This is a genomic window from Pseudomonas sp. B21-012 (assembly GCF_024749305.1).
In the GTDB taxonomy this organism is placed as follows: Bacteria; Pseudomonadota; Gammaproteobacteria; order Pseudomonadales; family Pseudomonadaceae; genus Aquipseudomonas.
Genome location: NZ_CP087197.1, coordinates 533,297 through 555,633, shown reverse-complemented (window position 1 = coordinate 555,633; position 22,337 = coordinate 533,297). Strand labels below are relative to the sequence as shown.

The 22,337-nt window shown below is 63.5% G+C and carries 20 protein-coding genes; 8 read left to right on the top strand and 12 right to left on the bottom strand.

All coding sequences use genetic code 11. From position 1 onward, the window contains the following. Nucleotides 1–25 precede the first annotated feature (25 nt). The 5 genes from miaA to LOY37_RS02430 are packed head-to-tail and all read right to left on the bottom strand — an operon-like array spanning nucleotide 26 to nucleotide 5,643. Nucleotides 26–997, bottom strand: a complete 972-nt coding sequence (gene miaA, locus LOY37_RS02450; RefSeq protein WP_258716243.1) for a tRNA (adenosine(37)-N6)-dimethylallyltransferase MiaA — start codon at nucleotides 995–997, stop codon at nucleotides 26–28. 1 nt (nucleotide 998) lies between these two features. Then, nucleotides 999–2,900 carry a DNA mismatch repair endonuclease MutL gene (mutL, locus tag LOY37_RS02445; protein WP_258716242.1) on the bottom strand — a complete coding sequence of 634 codons (1,902 nt, stop codon included), beginning with the start codon at nucleotides 2,898–2,900 and terminating at the stop codon, nucleotides 999–1,001. Further along, entirely contained in the window at nucleotides 2,897–4,321 is a 1,425-nt protein-coding gene (locus LOY37_RS02440; RefSeq protein ID WP_213602626.1) for an N-acetylmuramoyl-L-alanine amidase, read from the bottom strand. Before LOY37_RS02440 ends, mutL begins: the two co-directional genes overlap by 4 nt. Nucleotides 4,322–4,324: 3 nt before the next feature. Further along, a complete protein-coding gene (gene tsaE / locus LOY37_RS02435) occupies nucleotides 4,325–4,795 on the bottom strand; it encodes a tRNA (adenosine(37)-N6)-threonylcarbamoyltransferase complex ATPase subunit type 1 TsaE (RefSeq protein WP_093376720.1) in 471 nt (156 codons plus the stop codon). Then, nucleotides 4,783–5,643 carry an NAD(P)H-hydrate dehydratase gene (locus tag LOY37_RS02430; RefSeq protein WP_258716241.1) on the bottom strand — a complete coding sequence of 287 codons (861 nt, stop codon included), beginning with the start codon at nucleotides 5,641–5,643 and terminating at the stop codon, nucleotides 4,783–4,785. The genes tsaE and LOY37_RS02430 overlap by 13 nt, the downstream gene beginning before the upstream one ends. A gap of 62 nt (nucleotides 5,644–5,705) precedes the next feature. On the opposite strand from LOY37_RS02430, the gene queG reads away from it, so the two are divergent. After that, nucleotides 5,706–6,803: a tRNA epoxyqueuosine(34) reductase QueG gene (gene queG / locus LOY37_RS02425; RefSeq protein WP_093376728.1), complete on the top strand. Its 1,098-nt coding sequence runs from the start codon at nucleotides 5,706–5,708 to the stop codon at nucleotides 6,801–6,803. Between the two features lie 46 nt (nucleotides 6,804–6,849). On the opposite strand, the gene LOY37_RS02420 is transcribed toward queG, so the two are convergent. After that, on the bottom strand, nucleotides 6,850–7,461 hold the full coding sequence (locus LOY37_RS02420; protein WP_038997454.1) for a trimeric intracellular cation channel family protein: 612 nt from the start codon (nucleotides 7,459–7,461) through the stop codon (nucleotides 6,850–6,852). A gap of 100 nt (nucleotides 7,462–7,561) precedes the next feature. Continuing rightward, entirely contained in the window at nucleotides 7,562–8,104 is a 543-nt protein-coding gene (orn, locus tag LOY37_RS02415; RefSeq protein WP_045193742.1) for an oligoribonuclease, read from the bottom strand. Between the two features lie 91 nt (nucleotides 8,105–8,195). Between orn and rsgA the strand changes: the two genes are divergently transcribed. Both rsgA and LOY37_RS02405 read left to right on the top strand, forming a co-directional pair. Continuing rightward, nucleotides 8,196–9,227, top strand: a complete 1,032-nt coding sequence (gene rsgA / locus LOY37_RS02410; protein WP_093376733.1) for a small ribosomal subunit biogenesis GTPase RsgA — start codon at nucleotides 8,196–8,198, stop codon at nucleotides 9,225–9,227. A gap of 258 nt (nucleotides 9,228–9,485) precedes the next feature. Further along, nucleotides 9,486–9,968: a TIR domain-containing protein gene (locus tag LOY37_RS02405; protein ID WP_045193744.1), complete on the top strand. Its 483-nt coding sequence runs from the start codon at nucleotides 9,486–9,488 to the stop codon at nucleotides 9,966–9,968. Between the two features lie 67 nt (nucleotides 9,969–10,035). On the opposite strand, the gene motB is transcribed toward LOY37_RS02405, so the two are convergent. Both motB and motA read right to left on the bottom strand, forming a co-directional pair. After that, nucleotides 10,036–11,058, bottom strand: a complete 1,023-nt coding sequence (motB, locus tag LOY37_RS02400) for a flagellar motor protein MotB (RefSeq protein ID WP_258716240.1) — start codon at nucleotides 11,056–11,058, stop codon at nucleotides 10,036–10,038. 3 nt (nucleotides 11,059–11,061) lie between these two features. Then, the gene (motA, locus tag LOY37_RS02395) at nucleotides 11,062–11,913 is read right to left on the bottom strand and encodes a flagellar motor stator protein MotA (RefSeq protein WP_038997459.1); all 852 of its coding nucleotides are present in this window, start codon (nucleotides 11,911–11,913) and stop codon (nucleotides 11,062–11,064) included. Between the two features lie 131 nt (nucleotides 11,914–12,044). Here motA and LOY37_RS02390 point away from each other — a divergent pair, with 131 nt between their 5' ends. From LOY37_RS02390 to asd, 3 genes are read left to right on the top strand one after another with little or no spacing between them, the layout of a single operon-like run. Next, the gene (locus tag LOY37_RS02390) at nucleotides 12,045–13,580 is read left to right on the top strand and encodes an HDOD domain-containing protein (protein ID WP_258716239.1); all 1,536 of its coding nucleotides are present in this window, start codon (nucleotides 12,045–12,047) and stop codon (nucleotides 13,578–13,580) included. A 46-nt stretch (nucleotides 13,581–13,626) separates the two neighbouring features. Beyond that, nucleotides 13,627–14,451, top strand: a complete 825-nt coding sequence (locus tag LOY37_RS02385) for a rhodanese-like domain-containing protein (protein WP_258716238.1) — start codon at nucleotides 13,627–13,629, stop codon at nucleotides 14,449–14,451. Further along, nucleotides 14,448–15,311 carry an archaetidylserine decarboxylase gene (gene asd, locus LOY37_RS02380; protein WP_258716237.1) on the top strand — a complete coding sequence of 288 codons (864 nt, stop codon included), beginning with the start codon at nucleotides 14,448–14,450 and terminating at the stop codon, nucleotides 15,309–15,311. Before LOY37_RS02385 ends, asd begins: the two co-directional genes overlap by 4 nt. A gap of 75 nt (nucleotides 15,312–15,386) precedes the next feature. Here asd and serB read toward each other — a convergent pair whose 3' ends face one another. After that, on the bottom strand, nucleotides 15,387–16,601 hold the full coding sequence (gene serB / locus LOY37_RS02375) for a phosphoserine phosphatase SerB (RefSeq protein ID WP_123564940.1): 1,215 nt from the start codon (nucleotides 16,599–16,601) through the stop codon (nucleotides 15,387–15,389). Between the two features lie 135 nt (nucleotides 16,602–16,736). On the opposite strand from serB, the gene LOY37_RS02370 reads away from it, so the two are divergent. Together LOY37_RS02370 and LOY37_RS02365 are read left to right on the top strand one after the other, a co-directional pair. Next, a complete protein-coding gene (locus LOY37_RS02370; RefSeq protein WP_258716236.1) occupies nucleotides 16,737–18,233 on the top strand; it encodes a histidine kinase in 1,497 nt (498 codons plus the stop codon). A 370-nt stretch (nucleotides 18,234–18,603) separates the two neighbouring features. Further along, complete coding sequence (locus tag LOY37_RS02365; protein WP_258716235.1) at nucleotides 18,604–18,747, top strand: hypothetical protein; 144 nt, start codon at nucleotides 18,604–18,606, stop codon at nucleotides 18,745–18,747. Nucleotides 18,748–19,186: 439 nt separating this feature from the next. Here the strand turns inward: LOY37_RS02365 and LOY37_RS02360 are convergent, their stop codons facing one another. Then, nucleotides 19,187–19,894, bottom strand: a complete 708-nt coding sequence (locus tag LOY37_RS02360) for a membrane integrity-associated transporter subunit PqiC (RefSeq protein WP_045193753.1) — start codon at nucleotides 19,892–19,894, stop codon at nucleotides 19,187–19,189. Nucleotides 19,895–20,070: 176 nt separating this feature from the next. Next, nucleotides 20,071–22,329, bottom strand: coding sequence for a DNA topoisomerase IV subunit A (gene parC, locus LOY37_RS02355; protein ID WP_258716234.1), 2,259 nt, complete (start codon nucleotides 22,327–22,329; stop codon nucleotides 20,071–20,073). Nucleotides 22,330–22,337 lie beyond the last annotated feature (8 nt).

Here is a 22,337-nt window from a genome sequence, read left to right as displayed (position 1 = left end):
AAGGATAGACGGCAATTGCAAGGACTCAGCTCAATATGGAGACCGATCCAAGGTATTTCAAGGTGCGAGACAGATTGTCGCAGTCAAGGCTGTCCAGCCAGTGCAGGTCAGCCCAACTACGCAACCAGGTGAACTGCCGCTTCGCCAGTTGGCGAGTGGCAATAATGCCGCGCTCCTGCATTTCAACTGAAGTCAACTTGCCATCAAGGTGATCCCAGACCTGGCGATAACCAACCGCCCGTATAGACGGCAGCCCCGCGTGCAAGTCACTTCTGGCTCGCAGCAATCGGACCTCGTCAACGAAGCCCTGTTCCAGCATTTGCCCGAATCGTAGCGCAATCCGCTCGTGCAGTATGTGCCGATCGGTTGGCGCAATGGCCAGGCTGGCGACAGTATAGGGCAATTGTCCCGCTGCGGACGCGCCTGCGGCGCTACTTTGCGCGGATTGACGCTGACGATGTTCGGTCATCGTCAGGCCGCTGACCCGGTAAACCTCCAGCGCGCGGATCAGCCGCTGCGGGTCATTGGGATGAATACGCGCCGCCGACTCCGGGTCGACCGCCGCCAGTTGCTGGTGCAGGGCTTGCAAACCCAGGCGCTGAACCTGCTCTTCGAGCTCGGCACGCACGTGCGGGTCAGCCGCCGGCATGTCCGCCAGGCCTTCGAGCAATGCCTTGTAATAAAGCATGGTGCCGCCGACCAGCAGCGGAATCTTGCCGCGCGCGGTGATCTCGGCCATGGCCTCCAGGGCATCACGACGAAAATCGGCGGCCGAATAGCTTTCGGCCGGGTCGAGGATGTCGATCAGCCGGTGCGGATGGGCGGCGAGGATCTCTTTCGACGGCTTGGCGCTGCCGATGTCCATGCCACGGTAGACCAGCGCCGAATCGACACTGATCAGCTCGCACGGCAACACCTTGGTCAGTTCGATGGCAAGGTCGGTCTTGCCCGCCGCAGTCGGGCCCATCAGGAATATCGCGGGGGGTTTGCCGCTCATGTCATCGACCGCGCAAAAACAGTTTGTCCAGATCGTCCAGGCCCATCTGGGTCCAGGTCGGCCGGCCATGGTTACATTGACCGCTACGCTCGGTGTTTTCCATATCGCGCAACAGGCCGTTCATTTCAGCGATGGCCAGGCGCCGGTTGGCGCGGATGGCGCCGTGGCAGGCCATGGTCCCGAGCAGTTCGTTCAGGTGCGCCTGAATGCGGTCGCTAGTGCCGTACTCCATCAGGTCGGCCAGTACGTCCTGGACCAGGCGGTTGGCCTCGGCCTGCTTGAGCAGCGCCGGAATCTGCCGTATCGCCAGGCTTTCCGGGCCCAGGCGCTGCAACTCGAAGCCCAGGCGCTGGAACCACTCGGCGTGCTCTTCGGCGCAATCGGCTTCGCGCTGGCTCAAGGCCAGGGATTCGGGCACCAGCAGCGGCTGGCCGCTGAGGCCTTCGCTGGCCATGGCCACCTTGAGGCGCTCGTACATGATCCGCTCATGGGCGGCATGCATGTCCACCAGCACCAGGCCGACGGCGTTTTCAGCCAGGATATAGATGCCCTTGAGCTGGGCCAGGGCATAGCCCAGCGGCGGGATGTCGCCCTGGCCTTCGGGCAAGGCTGGCGGTGCTGCCTCGGCCAGCGGCGCGAAAAATTCCCGGTACACACCCTGGGCCTCGGCCGCAGGCAATGCCTGGGTCGGCCTTGGCGTGTACTGGTATTGATAACCGGCGCCACTGCCATTGCTGCCCACGGACGGGCGCAGGCCCGGTTCAGCGGGCGACTGCTCCAGCAGATTGGCGGCCAGGCGCATCTCGCCCTGGGGGCCGAATTCACCGGCCTGGATACCACTGGGGCGGACGATCTCGCTGCTGGCAGCGGGCGCGGCCAGTTGGTCTTCCGGGCGTACATCGGCCAGGGCGCGGTGCAGGGTGCCGTACAGAAAGTCATGGACCATGCGCCCGTCACGAAAGCGTACTTCGTGCTTGGTCGGGTGCACGTTGACGTCGACACCGGTAGGGTCGACCTCGAAAAACAGCACGAAAGTCGGGTGCCGGCCGTTGAACAGCACATCACGGTAGGCCTGGCGCACGGCGTGGGCGACCAGCTTGTCGCGCACCGCGCGGCCGTTGACGAAGAAGTACTGCAGATCAGCCTGGCTGCGCGAGAAGGTCGGCAACCCGACCCAGCCCCACAGGTGCAGGCCGTTGCGCTCGACCTCGATCGGCAGTGCCTGCTCGAGAAAACCCGGGCCGCAGATCGCCGCGACACGGCGAGCGCGCGCGGTATCGTCATGGGCTTCATGCAGGCTGAGGATGCTCTTGCCGTTGTGGCGCAGGTGAAAACCCACATCGAAACGCGCCAGCGCCAGGCGGCGGATCACTTCCTGCAGGTGATCGAATTCGGTTTTCTCGGTCTTGAGGAACTTGCGCCGTGCCGGGGTATTGAAGAACAGGTCACGCACTTCCACCGAGGTACCGACCGGATGCGCCGCCGGCTGCACCCGCGGGGCCATGTCGCGGCCTTCGGTTTCCACCTGCCAGGCCTGTTCGGCGTCGCGGGTACGCGAAGTCAGGGTCAGGCGGGCGACCGAGCTGATCGAGGCCAGGGCCTCACCGCGAAAGCCCAGGCTCATGACCCGTTCGAGGTCTTCCAGGTCGCGGATCTTGCTGGTGGCGTGACGGGCTAGGGCCAGCGGCAAGTCGTCGGCCGCGATACCACCACCGTCGTCGCGAACGCGCAGCAGCTTGACGCCGCCCTGCTCGACTTCGACGTCGATGCGCTTGGCACCGGAATCGAGGCTGTTTTCCAGCAGTTCCTTGATCACCGAGGCCGGGCGTTCGACCACCTCACCGGCGGCAATCTGGTTAGCCAGCCGCGGGCTGAGCAGCTCGATCCGGGCACTGCTGCTCATTGCTGGGCCGCCAGTGCCGTGGTCGGGATGTTCAGGTGCTGGCCGACTTTCAGTTCATCGGTCTTCAGGCTGTTGGCACTGCGCAGGCTGGCGACGCTGACCTGATAACGCACGGCGATCATCGCCAGGGTCTCGCCCGGGCGCACCGAATGCTCGCGCGGGCCCTGGGCGATCTTGCCGCTGTCACGCAGCCAGGCCACGTAGGTGCCCGGCGGCGGGTTCTGCTGGAAGAACTGGCGTACGCCACTGTGAATCGAACGCGCCAGCGACTGCTGGTGGCTTGGGGTGGCCAGCTTGGCCGCCTCGTTGGCGTTGGAGATAAAGCCGGTTTCCACCAGGATCGACGGGATGTCCGGCGATTTCAGCACCATGAACCCGGCCTGCTCGACGCGCTGCTTGTGCAGCGGCGTGATGCGGCCCATGTTGCCCAAAACCTTCTGGCCGACGTTGAGGCTGGAGCTCAACGAAGCGGTCATCGACAGATCAAGCAACACCCCGGCAAGCATGCGGTCCTTGTCATCGAGGCTGACGTTGCCGGCGCCACCGATCAGGTCGGAGCGGTTTTCGCTATCGGCCAGCCAGCGCGCGGTTTCCGAGGTAGCGCCGCGATCGGACAGGGCAAACACCGAGGCACCGAAGGCGGCCTTGGACGGTGCGGCGTCGGCGTGGATCGAGATGAACAGGTCAGCGCCCTTCTTGCGGGCAATCTCGGTGCGTTTGCGCAGCGGGATGAAGTAATCGCCGGTACGGGTCAGCTCGGCGCGAAAGCCCTTCTCGGTGTTGATCTGGCGCTGCAGCTCCTTGGCGATGGCCAGGACGATGTCTTTTTCATGCTGGCCCCGCGAACCGGAGGCACCCGGGTCTTCACCGCCGTGACCGGCGTCGATGGCGATGACGATGTCACGTTTGCCATTGGGCACCGGGGTCAGCTTGATCGCCGGTTGCGCCGGCGTGACCGGTACCGCAGGGGTGGTTGCCACCGGCGGTGTGGGCGGTGGCGGCGCGGCATCGGCTTCCTGGTCGAACAAGTCGACTACCAGGCGGTTACCGTACTGGGCATTGGGCGCCAGGGTGAAGCTCTTGGGCGTCACCGACTTTTTCAGGTCGACCACCACGCGCAGGTCGGTCGGCGTACGCTGGGCCGAGCGCACGCTGGTAATCGGGGTATTGGAGGTGGACACCGACAACGGCGCAGCCAGGGTCGCGCCATTGATGTCGATCACCAGGCGGTCCGGGGCGGTCAAGGTAAACACGCTGTGCTGCACAGGGCCCGAGAGGTCGAAGACCAGCCGTGTGTTATCGGGCGCTCGCCATAAACGCACACTTTTGACTTGCGTGACGGCCAGAGCGTTAACGGTCACTACCGTAAGCAGCAGTCCTACGACAGAAACCAGTGCGCGAATGCGCATACCTATCCCCATTTTCTATTTGAATTCCAAGGCCAGAGCGGCACACCAGGCTTCGCCACGTGCCCCCTGCGGCGACAGGTTGAGCGAACGACCGCCCGCCTGGGGGCTTATGGTAATGGTCAGGTCGGGCTTTGGCAAAATGCCTGCCCCTTTTTGCGGCCACTCGAACAGGCACAAGGCGTCACCTTCGAAATAATCGCGGATGCCCATGAATTCAAGCTCCTCCGGATCGACCAGACGATAGAGGTCGAAGTGGAAGGCACGAATGTCGTCAATCTCGTAAGGCTCAACCACAGTAAAGGTAGGACTCTTTACCGCACCTTGGTGGCCGAGGCCGCGAATAATGCCCCGCGACAGGGTGGTCTTGCCGGCCCCCAGGTCCCCTTCAAGAAAAATCACACCGTGGCCTTTGGTCACTTCGGCAATACGCTTGCCCAAATTCACCATGGCCTCTTCATCGGCCAAAAACAGGGTTATGCCAGACACGCTGAATGTTCCTCCAATAACTGACGAATTGCCGGGACCATGTCGCTGGCGGCCAGGCCACGGCCCTGCGCGCCTAGGCGCTCGCCGGCGCAGGCATGCAGCCAGACGCCCAGACAGGCCGCGTCCCAGGCCGACATGCCCTGGGCCAGCAAAGCGCCGAGCACGCCGCTGAGCACATCGCCCAGACCGGCGCCGGCCATGGCCGGATGACCACGCGAGCACAGCGCCAACTGCCCGGCCGGATCGGCGACCAGGGTGCCGGCGCCTTTGAGCACGCATACGACCGCGTATTTGCGTGCGAGTTTGCGCGCCGCCCCGGGCCGGTCGGCCTGTACCGCCTCGGTCGATACCCCAAGCAGGCGCGCCGCCTCGCCCGGGTGCGGGGTAATGATGCTGGCCTTGGGAAAGGGCAAGGGTTGGCGCGCCAGCAGGTTGAGGGCATCGGCGTCCCACACTTGAGGCAGTGGGCTGCTGGCCACCGCCGACAACAGGCTGCGCCCCCAGGCCGCCTGGCCCAGGCCTGGACCTGCCACCAGCACCGAGGCCCGCTCGATCGGCGCCATCAGCTGGTTGGCCGAATGCACGCCCAGGCTCATCACCTCGGGCAGGCGGGCCATGGCCGCAGGCACATGCTCAGGCCGGCTGACCAGCGATACCAGGCCGGCGCCGCAGCGCAACGCCGCTTCGGCGCTGAGCAGCACCGCGCCGCCAGTGCCGCGATCACCACCGACCACCAGCACATGGCCGAAGTCGCCCTTATGGGCGTCAGCAGGACGTGGCGCCAGGGGCGCAAGGGTGACGCTGGTGAGCCGATGGGGCTCGTTTGCGGGGTGTTTGGTCTGAGGCATGGGTCAAAGGCTCTGATGTCTGGCAGAATTATACGCACCTGAGTCCGTATTGCCTTATTCCCATGTCTGCTTCTGCCCCCGATCTACCTGCGCTGGCCCAATCGATCAAGGATTGGGGCCGAGAGCTCGGTTTTGCCCATGTCGGCATCACCGGGGTGGACCTGGGCGAGCATGAAAAACATCTGGAACGCTGGCTCGAGGCGGGCTACCACGGCGAAATGGATTACATGGGCGCCCACGGCAGCAAGCGCTCGCACCCCGATGAGCTGGTGCCCGGCACCTTGCGCGTGGTGTCGCTGCGCATGGACTACCTGCCGGGCGACACGCGCATGGCCCAGCAGCTGGCGCATCCAGAAAAAGCCTACATCTCCCGCTACGCCCTGGGTCGCGACTACCACAAGCTGGTGCGCAAACGCGTGCAGCACCTGGCCGAGCGCATCCAGAAGGATATCGGCCCGTTCGGCTTCCGGGCCTTTGTCGACAGCGCCCCGGTGCTGGAAAAGGCCATTGCCGAGCAGGCTGGCCTGGGCTGGATCGGCAAGAACACCCTGCTGCTCAACCGCAAGGCCGGCAGTTACTTCTTTCTTGCCGAGCTGTTTGTCGACATGCCGCTGCCGGTCGACCCGCCGCAGGCCAGCGAACACTGCGGCCGCTGCAGCGCCTGCCTGGACATCTGCCCGACCCAGGCCTTTGTCGGCCCCTATGTGCTGGATGCCCGGCGCTGTATCTCGTACCTGACCATCGAACTGAAAAGCGCGATCCCGGAAGATCTGCGACCGTTGATCGGCAATCGGGTATTTGGCTGCGATGACTGCCAGATCGTCTGCCCATGGAACCGCTTCGCCCGACCGAGCGGTGAAAACGACTTCAAGCCCCGGCACAACCTCGACAGCGCCGGGCTTGCCGAGCTGTTCATGTGGGATGAACAGACCTTCCTCGACAGCACTGAAGGCTCGCCGCTGCGCCGTGCCGGCTATGAGCGCTGGTTGCGCAACCTGGCGGTGGGGCTTGGCAATGCGCCGTCGACCATCCAGGTACTGGAGGCGCTCAAGGCGCGGCAGGATTTTCCGTCGGAGCTGGTGCGTGAGCATGTGCAGTGGGCACTGGGGCAACATGCCATGAAAACAGCGGCGAGCACCAAGCCACAAGCTTCAAGCTGATCGCCTCAACTTGCAGCTTGTGGCTTGCCACTTGCCGCTTAAGCCTTCAATGCTCGTCGTTGTAATGAAACTTGGGCATTTCCCAGTGGAAGCGAATCGCCAGCAGGCGTAGCAGGAAGCCGCCGAACAGGGTCAGCAGAATCGCCTGCTCGCCTGGCACATTGAAGTACACGCAGCCCAGGTAAAACCAGGCCGCGGCGAACGACACACTGGCATACAGCTCCCGACGGAAGATCAGCGGAATATCGTTACAGAAGATATCCCGGAGGATCCCGCCGAACACCCCGGTGATTACCCCGCTGATCGACGCCACCAGCATGCCCTGGCCCATTTCCAGCGCGGTCATGCAGCCAATCAGGGTAAAGGCCACCAGCCCCAGGGCATCGAGCACCAGGAATAGCGAGCGCAAGTGACGCATCAACGGCGCGATAAAGATCGTCATCAGCGCTGCGAAACTGGTCAGCACCAAGTATTCCGGGTGCTTGACCCAGGTCAGCGGGTAATGCCCCAGCAGCACGTCGCGCACCGAACCACCGCCCAGGGCGGTGATGCAGGCGATCAGCACCACGCCGAACCAGTCCATGCCGCGGCGCCCGGCAGACAGCGCGCCAGTCATGGCTTCGGCAGTGATAGCAATGAGGTAGAGCATCAACAACATGGCGCAGATCCGTGCAAAGGGGCGCGCAGTCTAACCAGTTGCCACAGGCACCAAAAGGGGGCGCCGCGCGGATTGTCTGTACAAGCCGGCGGCGTTGCGATCAGAACTTGATGAAGTGCTGGCGATAGTGGCGCAGTTCGTTGATCGACTCGCGGATATCGTCCAGCGCCAGGTGGGTGCCGCCTTTCTTGAAGCTGTCACGCACTTCAGGGGCCCAGCGTGCTGCCAGCTCCTTGAGGGTCGAGACGTCGAGGTTGCGGTAGTGGAAGTAGTTTTCCAGGCTGCGCATGTGGCGATAGAGGAAGCGGCGGTCCTGGCAGATGCTGTTGCCGCAGATCGGCGACTTGCCCTTTGGCACCCACTGTTCCAGGAAGGCGATGGTCTGCGCCTCGGCTTCGGCCATGCTGACGCGGCTGTCCTTGACCCGCTGGGTCAGGCCGGAGGCGCCGTGGGTGCGGGTGTTCCACTCGTCCATGCGCGCCAGCACCTCGTCACTGTGGTGAATGGCGATCACCGGGCCTTCGGCCAGGGTATTGAGGTCGCTGTCGGTGACGATGGTGGCCATTTCGATAATGACGTCTTGATCCGGATCCAGACCGGTCATTTCCAGGTCGATCCAGATCAGGTTCTGTGGGTTCTGCATGATTCTGCTCCTCGGTAGGTGCGCAGTTTAGCCTAGTGGAGCGTGCTAAACTCCCCGCGGTTAAATATTGCCTCCCGAACACGGAACCTTCATGGCCAAACGCCAGCTCAATCGACGCCAGAACTGGCGCATCGAAAAAATCCAGGGTGAACGCGCTGCCCGCGCCGCCAAACGCGAACAACAGACCCTGAAGGAGCTCGAAGGCGGTGACCTCGGCCCGGAGCAAATGGGCCTGGTCATCGCTCACTTTGGCGTGCAGGTCGAAGTCGAAGCCCAGGACGGCGACGTTGCCGGCCAGGTGTTCCGTTGCCACCTGCGGGCCAACCTGCCGGCGCTGGTCACCGGCGACAAGGTAGTCTGGCGCGCCGGCAACCAGGGCATTGGCGTGATTGTCGCGCAGATGCCGCGCCATACCGAGCTGTGCCGCCCGGACAGCCGTGGCCAGCTCAAACCGGTAGCGGCCAACGTCGACCTGATCGTGATCGTCTTCGCCCCGGCGCCGGAACCCCATGCCAACCTGATCGACCGCTACCTGGTCGCGGCCGAGCATGCCGGCATCCGCCCCTTGCTGCTGCTGAACAAGGCCGACCTGATCGACGAGCAGAACGCTCCGGCGCTCAATGCATTGCTGGCAGTTTACCGCCAGCTTGGCTACCCGTTGCTGGAAGTGTCGGCGCACCACGGCAACGGCATGGAGCAACTGCAGGCCCAGCTCGACGGCCATATCAGCGTGTTTGTCGGTCAGTCCGGGGTTGGCAAGTCGTCGCTGGTCAACAGCCTGCTGCCCGAGGTTCAGACCCGCGTCGGCGATCTGTCGGAATGGTCCGGCCAGGGCACCCACACCACCACCACCGCCCGTCTTTACCACTTCCCCGGTGGTGGCGAGCTTATCGACTCCCCGGGCATCCGTGAATTTGGACTGGGCCACGTCAGCCGCGCCGATGTCGAAGCCGGCTTTATCGAGTTCACCGACCTGCTCGGCACCTGCCGCTTTCGCGACTGCAAGCACGACCGCGAGCCGGGTTGTGCGCTGCTCAAGGCCCTCGAAGACGGCCGCGTGCAGCAGCAACGGATGAACAGCTACCGCTCGATCATCGCCAGCCTGCCGCAAGACACTTACTGAAACATCTGAGGCCCGGAAACGGGCCTCAAACGGTTCAAAGTAGGACTAATCCGTAGGATTTATTACCCAGCAAAGCAGGAAGCATCTGCTTTGCTGGTCGTACCTTGCTGTGCGAAAGACTTTCGCTGATTGTCACCTTTCAAGATTCGCCGCCATGAAGCGAATCGACCCCATGCCCTGCGTATGAAAGGAATCAACCATGACAATTCAGCTATTGCGCATCAATGCCACTCCCTCCTGCGTGGGAGGGCACTTCTGATGCCAGTCTTTATCAGCTATCGCCACAGCGAACGCCTGGACGCCTTCATCATCAATGAGCGGCTCAAGCTTGAAGGCATCAATACCCAGCTGGACCTGTTCGACAGCGAGGCCCAGCAGACCACCGACGACATCAGCGGAATCATCCGCCGCAATATCAGCCAGTGCACCCACCTGATTGCCGTGCTCGCACCGGAAACCGCCGAGGCCTGGTGGGTGCCCTTCCAGCTTGGCGCCGCCACCCTGGTCAATCGCCGGGTAGCCTTTTACCAGTGCGGCGAGGCCACGCTGCCGGGGTATCTGGAGAAGTGGCCAACCATGACCAACCGCGAACACATCGACCTCTACGTGCGCGCCTACCATGACGAGCAAACCTTCAAGCGCTCGATCGACAGCGAAGCCTGCGAGGCCAATGCCACCAACCGCTCCAACGCCGACTTCTTCCATGCCGACCTCAAGGCCAAGATCCGCCGCGGCTTTTAGCCTGTAGCGCCAAGCAAAACGCCCGTGGGCATCGCTGCGCACGGGCGTTTTTTTTCAGCCAGCAGGCTTACTGCTTGTTTTCGTCCATCTTCAACACACCGTCTTCGAAGATGTTCAGCTTCTGGCGCAACTCCCGTGGCTGCATCGGCTCGGGCTCGGCCGCCGGGGCTGGCTCCGGGGTCGCCCCTGGAGCCGGAGTCGGGGCGCCTGGCTGGCCGGCTTCGGGGGCGGCAGGCTGGGTCTGCTCGCCTTCGATGGTGCGCTGGGCCTTCTTGGTCAGGACGATGATGTCGATCCGACGGTTGACCGGGTTGAGCGGGTTTTGCCGGTCGAACAGCGACGACGAGGCATAGCCGACCACCCGCGCCACCTGGGTATCCGGGTAGCCACCGGCGACCAGCGCGCGGCGTGCGGCATTGGCGCGGTTGGCCGACAGTTCCCAGTTGCCGAAGTCGCCGGTGCCGGCGTATGGCTTGGCATCGGTATGGCCACTGATGCTGATCTTGTTCGGCACCGCCTTGATGGTGTCGGCCATGGCCAGCAGGATGTCCTCGAAGTACGGCTGCAGGCGCGCGCTGCCAAGGTCGAACATTGGCCGGTTCTCGGCATCCATGATCTGGATGCGCAGCCCGTCCTGGGTGATCTCAAAGAGGATCTGGTCCTTGAACTTCTGCAGTTGCGGGTTCTCTTCAACCTTGTTCTGCAGCTCCTGCAGGAGCAACTCGAGGCGCTCGCGCTCAACCTGCTCGGCCATGTTCTCGACCGTATTCTGGTCGATCGGGATGCTGGACTCAGGCGTTGGCTCGGACTTTTCTTCCGGGTTGATGGTTTTTTCCGGGGCGAGCTGGGGCGAACCGCCCAGGTCGATGATGTACGGCGTGCCGCTTTCGGAAAAGCCGATCGGGTCCTTGAAGTAGCCGGCAATGGCGATCTTCTGCTCCGGTGTGGCCGTCGACAGCAGCCACAGCACCAGGAAGAACGCCATCATCGCCGTAGCGAAGTCGGCGAAGGCAATCTTCCAGGCGCCACCGTGGTGGCCGTCGCCAAAGCGCTTGATGCGCTTGACGATAATGGGCTGATTGTTCTCCATGGCTTAGCGACCGCGAACTGCTTGTTCCAGCTCGGCGAAGCTCGGGCGGTGGGCCGGGAACAGCACCTTGCGCCCGAATTCCACGGCCAGCGATGGCGGCATGCCCGAGGCCGAAGCCACCAGCGAGGCCTTGATCGCCTCGTAGACGTTCAGCTCTTCCTTGGCGTCATGGCGCAGGGAAGTAGCCAGCGGGCCGAAGAAGCCGTAGGCGGCGAGAATACCGAAGAAGGTACCGACCAACGCCGCGCCGACGTGCAGGCCGATCGACTTCTGGTCGCCATCGCCCAGCGAGGCCATGGTCACTACGATACCCAGTACCGCGGCAACGATACCGAAGCCGGGCATGCCGTCGGCGATGCCGGTCACGGCATGGGACGGGTGCTCGAGCTCTTCCTTCATGCTCAGCAGTTCCATGTCGAACAGGCCCTCAAGCTCGTGCGGGGCCATGTTGCCAGTGGACATGATGCGCAGGTAGTCACAGATGAACGCAGTCATGCGTTCATCACCCAGTACCGCCGGGTACTTGGCGAAAATCGGGCTGGCAGCGGCGTCTTCGATATCGGCTTCGATCGCCATCATGCCTTCGCGACGGGATTTGTTGAGAATCTCGTAGACCAGGCCCAGCACCTCGATATAGAAGGTGTGGGTAAAGCGCGTGCCGAACATCTTCAGCGACTTCTTGATTACATGCATGGTCATGTAACCAGGGTTGGCCTGGAGGAACGCACCGAAAGCAGCACCACCGATGATCAGCACTTCGAAAGGCTGGATCAGGGCCGCAATCTTGCCGTGGGAAAGTACATATCCGCCGAGCACACTCGCGAATACGACGATGATGCCGATAATTTTAGCCATAGATAGAAAGCACTTACTGTCGTGGTCAGGGTCGTGAGCGGAAGTTAAAAAAACTCTTCTTCTACTTATCGGCAGAACTGCGCCAGACTATAGTCAGTCAAGGCGAAAAGCCAGTTCGGCCTACCTCCAGCATGCCTATTGAAACCATCGTGCCAAGTCAAACACCAAAAACACTCGATGCCTGGGTCAAGCTCCTCGATAGCGTGCGCCTGCCGGTTCCGCTGGCCAGCTACGAACGGGTCAAAGCCGCCATTGGCGACAGCCGCCGCTCGTTGCGCGACATCGCCGAACTGATGCAGGACAGCCCGGCGCTGGTGCTCAGCGTCATGCGCGAGGCCAACCACCACAGCAATACCGGCCTGGGCGAACCGGCCGAGAGCCTGGAGATCGCCCTCAACCGCCTGGGGCTGGCGCGTACCGCAGAACTGCTGGAGCGCCTGCCGGCGCTGCCCGAAGCCGAAATTGCCCCGACCCTGCGTCAGCTGCAGCTGGTCAGCCAGCACGCCAGCCAGCAGGCCAACGGCCTGTTCGCCAGCCGCCTGGCGCGGCTGTGGCAGGAAATCCATTGGGGCAGCCTGCTGTTTCTGTCACCGCTGTGGCCCCTGGCGCTGACTCACCCCAAGCTTCTCGATGAGTGGGAGCTGCGTGTGGTGCACAAAGGCGAATCGGCACTGCGGGTGGAACAAGAGCTGTTCGGCGTGCGGGTCATGAGCCTGTGCAAGGCCCTGGCCGAACACTGGCGCCTGCCGGACTGGGTAACGCGCGGTTACCATTTACTTCAGGAGGAGCGCCGGCTACTGGCCCAGGCGATCCTCATCGCCCGTGACCAGGACAGCCTGCACCAGCAGCAGCGCCTGGACGATCAACCAAGCCTGCGCCGCTGGTTCAACCAGCCGGCCAATACCGTGCTGCTGGCCAACGGCCTGGCCCTGGCCTCGCAGGTTGGCTGGACCAATGCCCATGTGCAGCGCTGGCAACTGCTCACCAGCCTTTACCTGCAAACGCCGCTGGATGATGTCCAGCAACTGGTGCACCAACAAGCGGCAATCAGCGCCCGTCATCACGCCTGCCCTGGCCTGTTCCACCCGGCCGAAGCGCTGCTCTGGCCCTGGCACCAGCAACGCCTGCATCAGGGCCAGATCGCCCCGCCGACACCATCGGCCCAGGCCCTGGGTACCTGGCGCAAGCTCTGCGGCGAGCTGTTGGCCGAGCCCAGCCCGTTCAGCAATGCTATCCACCTGACGACGTTGGCCCGCGACGCGCTGGTCGCCTGCGGCATGCAGCGGGTGATGCTGCTGATGACCGACAAGACCCTGAGCCAGCTGCGCGTCCATCAGATTGCCGGCCTGCCGGCGGATGCCGCCAGCCTGGTGCTGCCGATTGAACAAAGCAAACTGTTGCAACGGTTGCTGAGCAAAGCGGCGCAACTGCGCCTGACCCCGGAAAACCACGCGCAGTTCTCGGCCCTGCTGCCGCCCAGCCTGCGCGCCCTGTTTCGCAGTGAACACGTGCTGCTGCGCTCGCTGTCAAGCAATGGCCGGGTGGTGATGCTGCTGGTCGCCGACCAGGGCGGCAAGCCGTTGGCGGACGTCAGCGTGCAAGCCTTCGGCAAAACCGCGCAATGCATCGAGCGGGCCCTGACCGCCTTCGGCAACCGCAGCGCCTGAGCCATGCGCTACAATCGCCCCCTCTGTTCCGCCCTGGAGACTCTGGATGACTGACTTTTCTGGCCTGCCCCTGGTTATCGAGCCGGCAGACCTGCTAACCCGCCTGGATGCGCCAGAGTTGATCCTGGTCGACCTGACCAGCCCCAACCGCTATGCCAGCGGGCATATTCCGGGGGCGCGCTTCGTCGACTTCAAGCGCACCCAGCTAGGCCAGCCTCCTGCGCCGGGCCTGTTGCCGGCCAAGGCCGACCTGGAAAAACTCTTCGCCGAGCTCGGCCATAACGCCAATGCGGTCTATGTGGTCTATGACGACGAGGGCGGCGGCTGGGCCGGGCGTTTCATCTGGTTGCTGGATGTAATCGGTCACTCCCGTTACCACTACCTCAACGGCGGTGTCCACGCGTGGCCAGCGAGCAACCTCAGCACTGAAGTACCCGACGCTGCAAGCAGCACGGTCAACCTGACCCTGCACGAAGAGCCTACGGCCACCCGCGAATACCTGCAAAGCCGCCTCGGCGCCGCCGACCTGGCGATCTGGGACGCGCGCAGCCCGGCCGAATACCGCGGCGAGAAAGTTCTCGCAGCCAAGGGCGGGCACATTCCCGGCGCAGTCAATTTCGAATGGACCGCCGGCATGGACCTGAACGATCACCAGCGCATCCGCAAGGACATGCCCGAGATCCTCGAGCAGCTGGGCATCAGCAAAGACAAGGAAGTGGTCACCCACTGCCAGACCCACCACCGATCCGGCTTTACCTACCTGGTAGCCAAGCATCTGGGCTACCCTCGGGTCAAAGCCTACGCCGGATCCTGGGGCGAATGGGGCAACCACCCCGACACCCCTGTCGAAGTTTTTAAGGAAACCCAATGAAATCCCGCTTGTTCATCATCAGCCAGTACCTGCTGCCCCACCACCTGCTCTCGCGCCTGGCCGGCTGCGTTGCCGAATGCCGCGTGCGCTGGTTCAAGAACGCCTTCACCAGCTGGTTCGCCAAGCGCTACCAGGTGGACATGTCCCAGGCCCTGGTCGAAGACGTTACCGCCTACGAGCACTTCAACGCCTTCTTCACCCGCGCCCTCAAGCCCGGTGCACGCCCGCTGGATGAAACCCCGGGGGCAATCCTCTGCCCGGCCGACGGCGCCGTCAGCCAGCTCGGTCCGATCGAGCACGGCCGCATCTTCCAGGCCAAGGGCCACAGCTTCAGCGCCCTCGAGCTGCTGGGTGGCGATCCGGCCAATGCCGCGCCGTTCATGGGTGGCCAGTTCGCGACCATCTACCTGTCGCCCAAGGACTACCACCGCGTGCACATGCCGCTGGCCGGCACCTTGCGCGAGATGATCTACGTACCGGGCCGGTTGTTCTCGGTCAACCAGACCACTGCCGAAAACGTTCCGGAGCTGTTCGCCCGCAACGAGCGCGTTGTCTGCCTGTTCGACACCGAGCGCGGGCCGATGGCCGTGGTGCTGGTGGGCGCGATGATCGTCGCCTCGATCGAAACCGTCTGGGCCGGCCTGGTAACGCCACCCAAGCGTGAACTGAAGACGGTGCGCTACGACGAAGCCAGCCGCGCGCCGATCCATCTGGAAAAAGGCGCGGAACTGGGCCGTTTCAAACTCGGTTCGACAGCTGTCGTACTGTTCGGGCCAGAGCAGGTGAAATGGGCCGAACAGCTCGGCGCCGGCTCTGCCGTGAGCATGGGCGAGCGCCTGGCACTGCCGGTACAGGCCTGAAACTGAAAAAGCCCGCAGCGATGCGGGCTTTTTTGTACCTGTGGAAGCTGGATGGGCCGCCAGGCGGCCCCGCAGTCAGGCGCGACCGTCGCGATCGCGAAAACCCAGCAGGTAAAGCACACCATCGAGACCCAGGGTCGAGATCGCCTGCTTGGCCGACTGCTTGACCAGTGGCTTGGCCCGGAACGCCACGCCCAGGCCGGCAATCGCCAGCATCGGCAGGTCGTTGGCGCCATCGCCGACGGCAATGGTCTGCTCCATCTGCAGGCCTTCTTTGCGCGCCAGCTCACCCAGCAGGTCAGCCTTGCGCTGGGCGTCGACGATCGGCTCGACCGCCACGCCGGTCACCTTGCCATCCACCACTTCCAGCTCGTTGGCGAACACGTAGTCGATGCCCAGCTTGGCTTGCAACTGCTTGGCAAAGTAGGTGAAGCCACCGGAGAGGATGGCGGTCTTGTAGCCCAGGCGCTTGAGTTCGGCGAACAGCGTCTCGGCGCCTTCGGTCAGGCGCAGCGAAGCGCCGATTTCGTCGAGCACGCCAACGTCCAGGCCCTTGAGCAGCGCCAGGCGCTCCTTGAAGCTGGCACGGAAATCCAGCTCGCCACGCATGGCCCGCTCGGTGATTTCCGATACCTGCTCACCGACCCCGGCAGCCTTGGCCAGCTCGTCGATCACTTCGGCTTCGATCAGTGTCGAGTCCATGTCGAACACCGCCAGGCGGCGGTTGCGACGGAACAGCGAATCCTGCTGGAAGGCGATGTCGACGTTCAGCTCCTGGGCGACGCTAAGGAACTCGGCGCGCAGGGCTTGCGGATCAGCCGGCTCGCCTCGTACCGAGAACTCGATGCAGCCCTTGCTCTGCTCGGCCGGGGTGTCCAGCGCGACACGACCCGAGAGGCGATCGATATGGTCGATGTTCAGCCCGTACTTGGCGGTGATCGAGCTGACCCGCTGCAACTGCTCGGCAGTCACCCGCCGGGTCAGCAGGGTGACGATGTGCCGGGCTTTGCCCTGGCCTTCGACCCAATTCTGGTAGTCGGCTTCGGAAACCGGGGTAAACCGCACCTGCTGGTCGAGTTCGTTACCCGCAAACTGGATGTTCTTGAGCACCGACGAGGCCTTCTCGGTATCCGGAATTTCGACCAGGATGCCAAAGGACAGGGTGTCGTGAATCACCGCCTGACCGATGTCGAGGATGTTCACTCCACCCTGGGCCAGGACGCCGGTGATGGCGGCGGTAAGACCCGGGCGGTCTTCACCGGTGATGTTAATCAGAACGATTTCGCGCAAGACGGGCTCCGACTCGTTGAAAAAAAGCGCATTCTACCGATTTTCGCTGACCATCGGGCGCAGTCGATACTTTGCCCGCCCCTGAGCGCTCGCTATACTGCGCAGCAACTTCTCCGACATAAAGAGCCGCGCTCTGTGAACCGGCCCACGCCCGTTAAGACCGACAACTTCTTCCTGCTGATCTTCCACGCCCTGCGCCAACGCCGAATACCGCTGGCGCTGCGTATCGCCTGCCATAACGTGTTTCTGGTGGCACTGGCGCTGGTGATCTACGCCTGCGTGATGGGCCTGCAGTTCAAGGAAGCCATGCATGAGCAGGCCGATGCCCTCGGGCAGAGCCTGACCACCCAGACCGCCACCTCGGCCACCGAGCTGCTGGTGTCCAACGACATCCTCAGCCTCAACGTGCTGCTGGGCAACCTGGTGAAGAACCCGCTGGTGGCCCATGCGGCGATCTACAGCGTCGACAACCGGATCCTCGCCGAAGCCGGCCAGCGCCCGAAAAACGGCCTGCTGGGTGAAGCCGAAGGCCTGTACCAGACCAAGATCACCTTCCAGGACGTGACCGCCGGGCAACTGCGCATCAGCCTGGACATGAGCCAGTTCCAGCAGCCGCTGACCATCAGCCTGCAGAGCATGGGCATCCTTGCCGGTATCCTGCTGGCCCTGGCGCTAGCCATGAGCCTGCGCCTGGGCCGCTACATCTCCACGCCGCTGTTGCAGCTGCGGGTCTGGCTGCGCGACATCAACGAGTTCACCCCGGCCATCGAACGCCAGGATGAAATCGGCGACCTGGCGCGCCAGCTGCACACCCGCCTGGCCCCGCCACCACGGGAAATCGAGCCGGAAGAAGAAGAGTCCTTCGATGAGGATGAGCCGGAGTTCGAAGTGCGTAACCTGCGCGACCCGAGCTTCGACGAACAACCGGCTGTGGCCAAGGCCGCCAAACCGGTCAAGCCTGTAACGGACGACGACAGCGATGACGCCTTCGCCGACCTGCTCGACGAGGACCACAGCCCCGCCCCTGCCCTGGCAGCCCCGGTCAACCGCGAGCCACAGGCCAGCGCCGTGCTGGCGGTGCAACTGGGCTCCCAGGAGCAACTGCGACGCCTGCCACGCACGCGCCTGACCGAGCTGCTGGAACGCTACCGCGACTGCCTCGACCAGGCAGCCTCACTGTATGAAAGCGAAGTGCATACCCTCAACGACGGCAGCACCCTGCTGTTGTTCCACAGCCAGGATAGCGGCGAGGACTACCTCACCAATGCCATCTGCTGTGGCGAGCTGCTGCGTGCCCTGGGCCATGAGCTGCAAATCGAAGTGGCCGACAGCGGCATCACCCTGCAACTGCAGCTGGGCCTGGCCCTGGGTGAAGACCTGCACGGCCTGAGCCAGATCGACCTGCTGCTGACCGAAAAAGCCCAGGACGCCCTGGCCCTGTCGCAGCACAGCCGCAACCTGCTGCTGGTCGAGCGCAAGATCAGCGACGACGCCCTGGTTCGTCAGCGTGCGCGGATTCGCCCGATCGCCAGCCCCGAAGGCGCTTGCTGTGTCGAGCGTCTGATGGAGCCGTACCCATCGATGCTGGAGCGGCAACTGGCACGGATGCATGAGCGCCGGGTCAAGAGCTGACCCCTTGGCAGAGCAAAAGCCCGCAGTGATGCGGGCTTTTTTATGGCTCTTCACGGAATCCCGGGTTGGGATGTTGAGGCTGCGAGTTTATCCATTCAGTGTGGGGCTGCTGCTGGCCCCTTCCGCCTTTACGGCGGCCTACTTTTCTCTTGGGAAGAAGTAGGCAAAACCGCTTGCTCCTGCATACGGCCCTACGCTGCGCTTCGGGTCCCCTCGCTACGGCACCTTCCGGGGCATCGCGGCCTACGACTTGCTTCGCAAGTCTACATCTCGCGTCTTCGGCTGCCGCCGAAGGTGCTGCGCACCGCCCCTACAGGCACCTCCGCTCGGCCTCCTGAAGTCGCCTTTCGCGGCGCCTGGAAGTACGTGCATGAACATCAAGATGAAGCAAGTTGGTACTCATTTTACCAGCGGGCTTGTCCCGCTCCTGCGTCAGCATGGCTTCGCCAGCATCTGCTTTCGTAGATACGTCAGTGCAGGCGCCGCCCGTAACTTCGCGACTTCAGGAGGCTGAGCGCAGGTGTCTGGAGGGGGCTGGTGCGTAGCACCCTTCGGCCGAGGCCGAAGTCGCGAGACGTAGACTTGGCGAAGCAAGTCGTAGGCCGCGATGCCCCTGGAAGGCACCGTAGCGAAGGAACCCGGAGCGCAGCGTAGGGCCGTATGCTGGAGCGAGCGGTTTTGGTTCCTTTTGCCAAGAACAAAAGGGACCCGCCGTAAGGGCGGAAGGGGCCAACAGCGGCGCCACACCGAATGGATAAGTCCGCAACCCAACCCAAGAATCATAGCCCCCGGGATTCCGTGAAGAACCTTTTTTATTGCCCCGCGAAAACGCTAGCAACCCGATGTGTCGCCTGCGCCGACCGCATCGCGGGTCAAGTCGGATCGTCGCACCGCGGCTCCCACACGGGCACAAAAAAGCCCGCATCGCTGCGGGCTTCTTGTAAGTCCTCGACTTAGAAGCGGAACACTTCCAGGTCGGTACGAATCGGCGTAGCCAACGGGATCTTCGGCTTTTCCGGCTCTTTGCGCACTTGTACCGGTGCAGCTTTCTTCGGTTGTTGTTCTTCCACCACTGCCGGCTGGTTGGCCAGCGGCTTCAAGGCAATGCTCAACTGCTCGGCGAGCTTTTGCAGCAACTGGCCCTGGGCTTGTACCTGGGCGCTCTCGCTACCCTGGTGCTGCTGCTCCAGGTGCACGATGCGGTTGTCACGGACCTGGCCACGGCGATCGAGCAGGCGCCACTGGGCGTCGAGAATCGCTGGCTGGTTGGTGCCGGAGTCCAGGCGGGTAATCGACAGCAGCACTTGTACATCCGGGGTGAAACCGGTGCTGGCCGGGGCCAGGACCACACGTTGGCTGTCCAGACGCCAGGCCAGCTGACGGACCAGCAACTGGTCGATGTCGGCCGACAGGCTACCGGCCCAGCGGCCATCGGTGGCAGCAGTCAGGCTGCCATCGGCCTGGCGTTGCAGCAGGGTTTCGCGTTGCAGGTAGTCGGCAATCGACACTGGGCCGAGAACCACTGCCATACCCGCGCTTTGCTTGGGTTGGCCAGGCTCACCGCTGTCGAGCTGATACAGGGATACCGGTTGGTGCATGCTGCAACCAGCCAGTCCGAGCACGCCACACAGCAGAACCAACGGAAGGCGCAGAAATTTCATCATCCCATCCAGGCGGTCGCCACAAGGCAAACCGCAGTGATACTCATATAGATTCGTTCGGATACACAGCCACGCTGGTACCGCAAGGGGCCTATCATCCGCGAAATAGCGGCTCGACTCCAGTGTTTCAACCGCGAACGGGCACGAAAATACCCGTTCAGGCTGTCTAACCCGGCTTATCCGGGAATTTCGACCAACAGCGCGTCAACCCGCTGGAAGCCACGGGGCAATTTGTTGCCCCGGCGCCCACGTTCGCCCTTGTAATGCTCAAGGTCGTCGGCCTTCAGAGACAGGGTACGCTTGCCGGCCTGCAATACAAGGGTCGCGCCGTCGGGAATGACCGCCAGATCAGTGACAAATTCTTCACGCGAGGCCACCCGGTCGCCCGGGATGCCGATGATCTTGTTGCCCTTGCCCTTGCCCAGTTGCGGCAGGTCGCTGACCTTGAAGATCAGCAGGCGGCCTTCGGTGGTCACCGCCGCCAGCCAGTTGTGCTCGCGATCGGCGACCGGGCGCGGGGCAATGACCTTGGCACCGTTGGGCAGGCTGAGCAGGGCTTTACCGGCCTTGTTCTTGGCCTGCAGGTCCTCGCCCTTGACCACGAAGCCGTAACCGGCGTCGGAGGCGATCACATACAGGGCGTCATCTTCGGGCAGCAGCACGCAGTCGAAGCTTGCGCCCGGTGGCGGCGTCAGACGGCCGGTCAACGGCTCGCCCTGGCCACGGGCCGATGGCAAGGTGTGGGCGGCCAGCGAGTAGCTGCGGCCGGTGGAGTCGATCAGCACGGCAAACTGGTTCGAGCGCCCGGCAGCGGCGGCCTTGAAGCCATCGCCAGCCTTGTAGGAAAGGCCCGTGGCGTCGATATCGTGGCCCTTGGCGCAACGCACCCAGCCCTTCTCCGAGAGCACCACGGTGACCGGTTCGGTCGGCATCAGCTCGTTTTCCGACAGGGCCTTGGCTTCGGTACGGGCGACGATTGGCGAGCGGCGGTCGTCGCCGTAGGTTTCGGCATCCTTGATCAGCTCGGCACGCACCAGCTTGCGCAGCTTGGTTTCGCTGCCCAGCAGGGCGATCAGCTTGGCTTGTTCCTTGGCCAGTTCGTCCTGCTCGTTGCGGATCTTCATCTCTTCCAGGCGCGCCAGTTGGCGCAGGCGGGTCTCGAGGATGTACTCGGCCTGGGTCTCGGTAAGGTCGAAGCGGGCAATCAGCGCAGCTTTCGGCTGGTCCTCGGTGCGGATGATGTGGATAACTTCATCCAGGTTGAGGAAGGCTACCAACAGGCCTTCGAGCAGGTGCAGGCGGCGCTCGACCTTGTCGAGGCGGAACTTCAGCCGGCGGCGCACCGTCTGCACGCGGAATTCCAGCCATTCGACCAGCAGCGCCCGCAGGTTTTTCAGCTGCGGGCGGCCATCCAGGCCGATGATGTTGACGTTGACCCGGTAGCTGGACTCAAGATCGGTGGTAGCGAACAGGTGCTGCATCAGCTCGTCGAGGTCAACCCGGTTGGAGCGGGCGATGATGACGATGCGGCACGGGTTCTCGTGGTCCGACTCGTCGCGCAGGTCGGCGACCATCGGCAGCTTCTTGGCCTGCATCTGCGCGGCGATCTGCTCCAGCACCTTGGCCCCGGAGACCTGGTGCGGCAGCGCGGTAACGACGATATCGCCGTCCTCAATGCGGTAAACCGCGCGCATGCGCACCGAACCACGACCACTTTCGTAGATTTTCAGCAGTTCGGCACGCGGGGTGATGATCTCGGCTTCGGTCGGGTAGTCCGGGCCCTGGATGTGCTCGCAAAGCTGCTCGACCGTGGCCTTGGGCTCATCGAGCAGGCGTACGCAGGCCGAGGCGACTTCGCGCAGGTTGTGTGGCGGCACGTCGGTGGCCATGCCCACGGCGATACCGGTGGTGCCGTTGAGCAGGATGTTCGGCAGGCGCGCCGGCAGCACCGCAGGCTCATCGAGGGTGCCGTCGAAGTTCGGCACCCAGTCCGCAGTGCCCTGGCCCAGCTCGCTGAGCAGTACTTCGGAGTAGCGCGACAGGCGCGCCTCGGTGTAGCGCATGGCGGCGAAGGACTTCGGATCGTCCGGCGCACCCCAGTTGCCCTGGCCATCGACCAGGGTGTAGCGGTAGCTGAACGGCTGCGCCATCAGCACCATGGCTTCGTAGCAGGCCGAGTCGCCATGAGGGTGGAACTTGCCGAGCACGTCACCGACGGTACGCGCCGACTTCTTGTGCTTGGAGTCGGCGTCCAGGCCCAGTTCGCTCATGGCATAGACGATGCGCCGTTGCACCGGCTTCAGGCCGTCGCCGATATGCGGCAAGGCGCGGTCCATGATCACGTACATGGAGTAGTTGAGGTAGGCCTGTTCGGTGAAGTCAGCCAGTGACCGGCGCTCTACGCCATCGAGGCTGAGATCAAGGGAGTCGCTCATGCGGGCCT

What these genes read in the sequence shown, in the direction of transcription:
- miaA (WP_258716243.1), bottom strand. Translation starts at nt 997, where the DNA reads ATGAGCGGCAAACCCCCCGCGATATTCCTGATGGGCCCGACTGCGGCG.
- mutL (WP_258716242.1), bottom strand. Translation starts at nt 2,900, where the DNA reads ATGAGCAGCAGTGCCCGGATCGAGCTGCTCAGCCCGCGGCTGGCTAAC.
- LOY37_RS02440 (WP_213602626.1), bottom strand. Translation starts at nt 4,321, where the DNA reads ATGGGGATAGGTATGCGCATTCGCGCACTGGTTTCTGTCGTAGGACTG.
- LOY37_RS02430 (WP_258716241.1), bottom strand. Translation starts at nt 5,643, where the DNA reads ATGCCTCAGACCAAACACCCCGCAAACGAGCCCCATCGGCTCACCAGC.
- queG (WP_093376728.1), top strand. Translation starts at nt 5,706, where the DNA reads ATGTCTGCTTCTGCCCCCGATCTACCTGCGCTGGCCCAATCGATCAAG.
- LOY37_RS02420 (WP_038997454.1), bottom strand. Translation starts at nt 7,461, where the DNA reads ATGTTGTTGATGCTCTACCTCATTGCTATCACTGCCGAAGCCATGACT.
- orn (WP_045193742.1), bottom strand. Translation starts at nt 8,104, where the DNA reads ATGCAGAACCCACAGAACCTGATCTGGATCGACCTGGAAATGACCGGT.
- rsgA (WP_093376733.1), top strand. Translation starts at nt 8,196, where the DNA reads ATGGCCAAACGCCAGCTCAATCGACGCCAGAACTGGCGCATCGAAAAA.
- LOY37_RS02405 (WP_045193744.1), top strand. Translation starts at nt 9,486, where the DNA reads ATGCCAGTCTTTATCAGCTATCGCCACAGCGAACGCCTGGACGCCTTC.
- motB (WP_258716240.1), bottom strand. Translation starts at nt 11,058, where the DNA reads ATGGAGAACAATCAGCCCATTATCGTCAAGCGCATCAAGCGCTTTGGC.
- motA (WP_038997459.1), bottom strand. Translation starts at nt 11,913, where the DNA reads ATGGCTAAAATTATCGGCATCATCGTCGTATTCGCGAGTGTGCTCGGC.
- LOY37_RS02390 (WP_258716239.1), top strand. Translation starts at nt 12,045, where the DNA reads ATGCCTATTGAAACCATCGTGCCAAGTCAAACACCAAAAACACTCGAT.
- LOY37_RS02385 (WP_258716238.1), top strand. Translation starts at nt 13,627, where the DNA reads ATGACTGACTTTTCTGGCCTGCCCCTGGTTATCGAGCCGGCAGACCTG.
- asd (WP_258716237.1), top strand. Translation starts at nt 14,448, where the DNA reads ATGAAATCCCGCTTGTTCATCATCAGCCAGTACCTGCTGCCCCACCAC.
- LOY37_RS02365 (WP_258716235.1), top strand. Translation starts at nt 18,604, where the DNA reads ATGAACATCAAGATGAAGCAAGTTGGTACTCATTTTACCAGCGGGCTT.
- LOY37_RS02360 (WP_045193753.1), bottom strand. Translation starts at nt 19,894, where the DNA reads ATGAAATTTCTGCGCCTTCCGTTGGTTCTGCTGTGTGGCGTGCTCGGA.
- parC (WP_258716234.1), bottom strand. Translation starts at nt 22,329, where the DNA reads ATGAGCGACTCCCTTGATCTCAGCCTCGATGGCGTAGAGCGCCGGTCA.